The sequence below is a fragment of the Methylophaga sp. UBA4204 genome, from assembly GCF_002379485.1.
Lineage (GTDB): Bacteria > Pseudomonadota > Gammaproteobacteria > Nitrosococcales > Methylophagaceae > Methylophaga.
In genome coordinates this window covers 19,833-26,839 of record NZ_DFTU01000047.1, presented here as the reverse complement: position 1 = coordinate 26,839, position 7,007 = coordinate 19,833, and the positions used below count along the sequence as shown (strand labels likewise).

At 43.5% G+C, this 7,007-nt stretch carries 3 protein-coding genes; all 3 read left to right on the top strand.

The window, feature by feature from the left end; all coding sequences use genetic code 11:
- Positions 1-186: 186 nt before the first annotated feature.
- Positions 187-1,371: an O-succinylhomoserine sulfhydrylase gene (locus B3182_RS06500; protein ID WP_292357606.1), complete on the top strand. Its 1,185-nt coding sequence runs from the start codon at positions 187-189 to the stop codon at positions 1,369-1,371.
- A gap of 129 nt (positions 1,372-1,500) precedes the next feature.
- Positions 1,501-3,285: a vWA domain-containing protein gene (locus B3182_RS06495; RefSeq protein ID WP_292357604.1), complete on the top strand. Its 1,785-nt coding sequence runs from the start codon at positions 1,501-1,503 to the stop codon at positions 3,283-3,285.
- Positions 3,286-7,007 (top strand): hypothetical protein (locus B3182_RS06490; RefSeq protein ID WP_292737921.1); only part of this gene is annotated, 3,722 nt, incomplete at its 3' end.

The following is a 7,007-nucleotide window of genomic DNA, read 5'->3' as shown; positions in this document are numbered from 1 at the left end:
TATGCTCAGTCATTGTTGGCTGAGCATAACTGCTTAATTTCACCATTATTAATAAAGCCATTTTCCAATATTTCCTTAAATCTCTTTCCTGAGGTTTATTTCACTAAGCCACTTAAGGATAAAGCTGGTCAGCAATAAGGCTTATCTTTTAGAATGGCAGGATTTTCCAGCTATTTCAGAGTTGTCATGACCAATCTTAAAGACAAAGGTTTTGCTACCCGCGCAGTGCGTGCCGGACAGGTAAGAACGCCCGAAGGCGAACATTCCGAACCGATTTTCCCCACATCGAGTTTTGTGTTTGATAGCGCGGAACAGGCGGCAGCACGATTTGGCGGAGATGAACCGGGAAATATCTATTCACGGTTTACCAATCCAACCGTACGTACTTTTGAACAACGCCTGGCGTCATTGGAACAGGGTGAGTCCTGCGTGGCAACAGCTTCGGGCATGTCCGCTATTCTTGCTACTTTTATGGGCTTATGCGCGGCCGGAGATCATATTGTTTCTTCACGTAGTGTGTTCGGTACGACACGGGTTTTGTTTGATAAGTATCTGAGCAAATTCGGTTTGAAGACAGACTATGTACCGTTAACCGATCTGGCAGCCTGGGAAGCGGCGATCAAGCCCAATACCAAAGCGTTATTTCTGGAAACACCTTCCAATCCACTCAATGAAATTGCTGATTTAGCTGCTTTATCGGCTTTGGCTAAGCAACATGACTGCCTTTTAATTGTTGATAACTGTTTCTGTACACCGGCGTTGCAACTACCATTAGTACTCGGTGCCGATATCGTCATTCACTCGGCGACCAAATATATCGATGGGCAAGGACGTTGTGTGGGTGGTGCGGTGGTCGGCGATGCGCAACGGGTTGGAGAAGAGGTATACGGTTTCCTGCGTTCAGCAGGCCCCACCATGAGTGCATTCAATGCCTGGACTTTTCTGAAAGGTTTGGAAACACTGGATTTACGCATGAAAGCGCATTCAGCCAATGCCAATCAACTGGCACATTGGCTGCAGCAGCAGAAACAGGTTACCCAGGTGTTTTATGCGGGGCTCGAGTCACATCCAGGACATCAGTTGGCAAAACAGCAACAATCTGATTTTGGTGGCATTATTGCGTTTGAAGTCGAAGGCGGACAGGAAGCTGCCTGGAAATTGATTAATGCCACACAGTTTATTTCGATAACGGCCAATTTGGGTGATACCAAAACCACTATCACCCATCCGGCCACAACAACTCATGGTCGAGTGTCAGTTGAGGCGCGAGCTGAATCAGGTATCAGTGATGGCATGATACGTTTATCGGTAGGCTTGGAAAATGTTGAGGATATTCAACAGGATATCCAGCGCGGTTTGGATCTGCTTTAAGCCTGACAAGTAAATAACTGAACTATCGGCATAAAACCTGCATATTGAGTCTGAAATAAAACAATTCGCGTCAGTAAATCGTCAGTAATGACATTTTCTGCCGCTTTTCAAGTCAAACAGGTTGTTTTTATGCAGAGAATATTGAAGCTATTACTGGCACTGCCGCTCATCTGGTTTGCGTTACCCGCACTCGCGGATACTAACCCAAACGCTGATGTACGCATCATTATTGATGTCTCTGGCAGCATGAAACAAAATGACCCCCAGAATCTACGATCGCCGGGCCTGAGATTATTAGGTGGGTTGATGCCGGGTGATGCTGAAAGTGGTGTCTGGACCTTTGCCCGCTACGTAAACATGCTGGTGCCATTACAAAAAGCTGATGATACTTGGCGAGAACGCGTTCAGCAAAAATCCTCCGAAATTCACTCTCATGGTTTATTTACTGATATTGAGCAGGCGCTGCAAAAAGCCACAGCTAATGTCAAAGTTTCTGATCCAGCCAAGCAACGCAGCATTATCCTGTTATCAGATGGTCTGGTTGATTTGCATCAGGGAAAAGCATCCAGCGATCAATCACGGCAGAACATCATCAATAAATTGTTGCCGCAAATAAAACAAAAAGGCTTTCGTATACATACCATTGCCTTATCTGAAGACGCTGATCACGAACTGCTTAAACAATTATCAATGGCTACAGATGGCTGGTATCACCAGGTGGATAATGCGGATGAGCTGGAACGTGTTTTTCTGCATCTGTTTGAACAAGCCACTCAACGTGACTCGGTTCCACTTGTGGATAATCGATTTACCATTGATACCAGTGTCAATGAAATGACGATATTGGTGTTTCGTGAAAATGAAACCGATGTCACCCAACTGGTTCAACCGGATCAAAAAAACCAATCATATGAAACTCATGAGCCATCAGTAAGTTGGATGCAGGAAAAACATTTTGATTTGATTACTATCGATAAACCAATGTCTGGAGAGTGGTTTATTGATGGCAATATCGATCCGGATAACAGGGTAATGGTATTAACAGATCTGCGGATGGAAACAATTGATCTGCCAAATAATATTCTTGCTGGAGAGCAGTTTGATATTGTCGCCAAATTAACCGACCATGGTAAACAGATTGATCGACAGGATTTTCTGCAACTGGTTACGGCAGAGTTAAGCACTCAACCACTGCAGGGTGAACCGATCAATAACAAAATGACCTTAAATAACCAGACGGCGACGTTTATGGCAAATTTGGGCAAGCTGTTTGACAGCGGACAAAATGATATTGTGATCACAGCAAAAAGTGATACATTCGAACGTCAGCGGCGACAATCCGTCAACGTAGTGGCGCTGCCATTTGATGTCACTGTTACTCAACTGGATGTTGATAGTCGCAGTCATCGACTGTCTATGTCTGCTGATGCCAGTATGATTGATCCTCAATCTCTGCAAATCTCTGCTTTACTCAGTGCACCAGATGGCAGTGAATTCCCCTACGAAGTATTACGGCAGTCTGAAAATGCCTGGCAGTTGACAGTGGCCGATTTACAACCTGAAACCGCTTATCAATTATCGTTGCAGATCCGGGGGAAAACTCCGGCTGGCCGTAATGTTTTTTTACAACCCAAGCCTATCCAGTTGCTTGACGAAACAGCCGGTGCGTCACTGACAATTACTTCAGAAACGCCTATTGCTGCCGAAAAGGTTAATGATGAGCCATTTGAACCGGTGATAATAGATCCTGTTGCGGATGAACCTAATGCAGAAATACCTAAATCTACCTTCGAGCTTTCTGACACAGTCATTTTAGCTATTGGTAATGCCATTATTGTGTTGTTATTAATAATGGGATTCTGGTTTTGGCATCGCAGCCGTCGCCGGCAGCTTTTACCTGGAGACTTATTATAAATGTCGATGACTGATCCGGTTTTTCAATGGCTTGCCTATGAGCTGGCAGCCATCTTTGCTGTTTTGTTTATCTGGATGTTTATCCGTGCGCATCGCAAACATAAACGCACCAAAGCTGCAGCGGCACGTACTGCCAAATTAATCAAAAATAACTACGAGCAACGTGTGACTGCATTAGGCAGTCAACTGAGCGAACGCTATGGATTAAGCGGTGAAGCACTGGATTCAATGGTCGAGGAATTGGTGCTACGTGAAAAAGAAATTTTTAAATCAATTGTTAATTTGTATTCTGAGCAAGACGAAAAAACACTGCATAACTTTCCTGACCAAATCACCTCGCTAACTGACGCAACCCTCAGCATTATGCAGGCTGATAACGAGCAGGATCCTGATGCCCCGGAGATAGAGGCGGTTGATGAAGAACTGGTCGAGGAATCTGCGGTTAATACTGAATTACCAGAAGAACTGTCAGAGCCTGAAGTTGATACTGAACCGGAAGAAGAACCTGTAGCAGATTTTGATGGTGTATTTGATGATGAGAATGCAGACACCATTGTTGAACAGATGGAAAAGCTTGATGACGAAACGGTTGTTGTCGAAGAGCTAAGTGATACAGATGAAAATTTTGATATTGAACTGGCAGAAAGCGAATCAGATGAAGTCGATGTCGATGATATTTTTGCTCAAAACCAGATTGTTGAGGAGTCTCTTGCCAGTGAATCAGATAATAATCCTGCTGATTCGATGACAGATTTTGATTTGGCTGCGGATGAACAGGCCAAAGAAGATGAACCAGAACCAGAACCTGAACCGGCAAGCAGCTCGATGCGGATGGCTGATTTTCTGAAGACTGACTGGAATCCGGTAATTCCTGATGTTTACGGTAAAACATCCACTGAAACGGAAGTTAAAGAAAACCAGCCAGATATTGAAACCGAGACCGAAACAGTCAGTGCTGCGACTGAACCAAAAGGTATGAAGGCCCACTTGAATAAAGCCTGGACCAATCAGGTGCCTGATATTTATGGAAAATCCACAATTCCTGTAGCAGGTAATGAGGAAATAACTGACGACGGGGCAGCATTTGAACATCAAGAACTGAAATTTCATGCTTTTGAAAGTGATGACTTAGCCTATCAAGGTCTAACTAAGGCTGTTCAGCCAGCCGATATTGAATTAGATATTGAACAAATTGATGAAGTGGATTCAGACGCAAAAGATATGATTTCGGCTACCGAAATTGATGATCTTATGCGTGCCACCGACATGCCAGTAGAAAGTGATTCCGATGATCTTGAGCAGGAAAATGCAGAGATCGAAAACGTTATTGGAAATGATGCAGAAACCAGCCTCCCTGAAGAAAATAAATTAGCAGAATCTGATATCGATGCCATTGAGTCACATGATGAGCCTGTTGAACAGACTGAATTAGGCAACCCTTTGGCGGAGTTGGATGAGTCAGTTATATCGGATCTCACTTCTGAAGAGACTGCAGAACCTTTCGAACGAACAGAAAGCATTGAACTGGCTGGAAGTGATAATGCAGCTGCCGAAACATTAGAAGAAACTCTGCAACAAAATGAAGAAGATTATCCATCTGTTTCAGAACAAGATTCGTCTATGGATGAACAGGAGATGATAGCCGAGCAGGCAGAGTCTACTGATCTAAACCAACAGCCATTTGAAGAATCTTCAGAACCTAACACTGAGGCAGAAATAAACAGCTTTGCTGAGGAGTTTGCTGAAACGGACTGGGATACAGATTTGTTTATTGAGCAAGCTGATTCCGCTGGGATGGCTGAAGCTCAAGAACCGTCTGCCAGTCAGAATGTACAGGATATCTCCGAAGCAGATCAGCCGTTTGAACAAATTGATTCTGAGGAAATTGCAGCACAGAATGCACATGAAGAATCCGTACAGCCAGAACCAACAGAATTCGAAAATATTGAAGAAACCGCATCAGTAGATGATTCAATTGCTGAGGACATTGAGTTTGCAGTTCAGGAAGAGCCGAATAGCCAGAATTCGCCAGCCAGTGCTGATGTTGAAGTTGATTTCAACGAGCAGCTTTCACCAGAAGAAAAGATGGCAGAAAACTCAATCGAACAACCCGAAGAGTTAGTGTCAGCAGACACTGAAAATGCTGAAGAAGCCTTATCAATGGATGATTTGAGTTCACCAAATATCGAGTCTGATGAACAGCAAGAATCCATTAGTCAGAACTCGGATAGTCATTCTGAAGCAGCTGAATCGCCAGAACAATCTGCATCTACTGAAATGTTACCAGAAGAATCAGCTGAAACTAACGAAGATATAGATTCAGCAGAAATCAACGTTATTGAAGAAGCTTCAGACATCTCTGATTCAAATCTTGAAAGCAGTGAATCCGCTGAACCAGAAGCACCGGTTAGCCAGAATTCATTGGAGAATGTTGATGATGAGGTTGAATCAGCTGAGCAATTTTCACCAGAGGATATGCAGGCAGAAAATTCAGTTGAACAGCCTGAAGAGTCAGTCTCTGCAGAAACGGAAAATGCTGAAGAAACTTCCTTAGCAGATGATCCAAATGCAGAAATAGAAAGCCTCGAATTTGCTGAACTGGATGAGCTGATTAACGGAAATGCTCAGGTTTCCGCTGAAGAACCCCAACCCTTCGCTGAAGCTCCACCAGCCGATATGGAACTGAATGATACGTTCCCAGCTGATCAACATAAGACTAAATCAGAGCTCAACAATCAAAGCGACTCGGTTGAAGAAAGCCAAACAGAGGACTCTGTTGCTGAAATTCAAGCCGAAGCGCCACAAGATAATGAGACAGAAAGCTTATCTGAAATAATGGTGTCACAGCCAAACGATGAAGACGCAATCAGTGATAACCAAACTAATAATATTGCGGAAAAGGCAGAAGAGCCATTTAATGAGATTGATAAGCTGCGAGCCAAACTGCGGGAGCGAACTGAAAGATTAAAAGCAGCAAGGCAGCAACGGCTAGATGAAACTCAGGCGGAGAATCCATTTACTGAAACAACTTTAGAAGATTCAGTCACTCCCAATCAAAGTGTTCAGCAATCATCTCCAAACGACGCAACAGATATTGCTGCTCTTCAAACTGATCCATTGACCGAAAAGGTCGATACTGAAAATGAATCAAATGATTCTGTTACACAAGATGAGACTTTTCAGTTAACTGAAGAGGAACACTTGCAACAAAAGCTATTAGCCGCGCAAATGTCCGAAGAGGATACTGAACAGACAGACTCAGATGAAAGCCAAACTCCTGCTGAAGCTGAATTATCATCAATTGAGCAGATGCAGGAGAATGAAGCAGAAGATGAAAGCTCTCAATTCCAATCCTCTGAAGAATTAGCAGCACCTGTTGATGATATGGATAATATTTTTGAGAAGGAGACCGAACTCGCTTCTCATGTTAATGAATTGGAAATTTTAGAACAGGATCAAAGTGTAGATAACGAATCGATTCAATCAAATGATGACGTAGAAGCTAATATTTCACCAAATAAAACATCCTCGTTAGAAGCTGACGAATGGGTAGCAGAGCTTTTAACTGAAGGGCAGCTGGCTGATTCAACGACTGATTTGCCGACGGAATCTTTGACCGATGATGACTCAGCAAGCGAAATAATGCAGGCGAGTGAACAAACTATTGGGTCAGAAATAGATCGAACTGAAACAATTTCTGCCGAAGCCGAAGCCGAAGCCGA

Coding starts and splice junctions, on each gene's coding strand:
- B3182_RS06500 (WP_292357606.1), top strand. CDS start 187: ATGACCAATCTTAAAGACAAAGGTTTTGCTACCCGCGCAGTGCGTGCC.
- B3182_RS06495 (WP_292357604.1), top strand. CDS start 1,501: ATGCAGAGAATATTGAAGCTATTACTGGCACTGCCGCTCATCTGGTTT.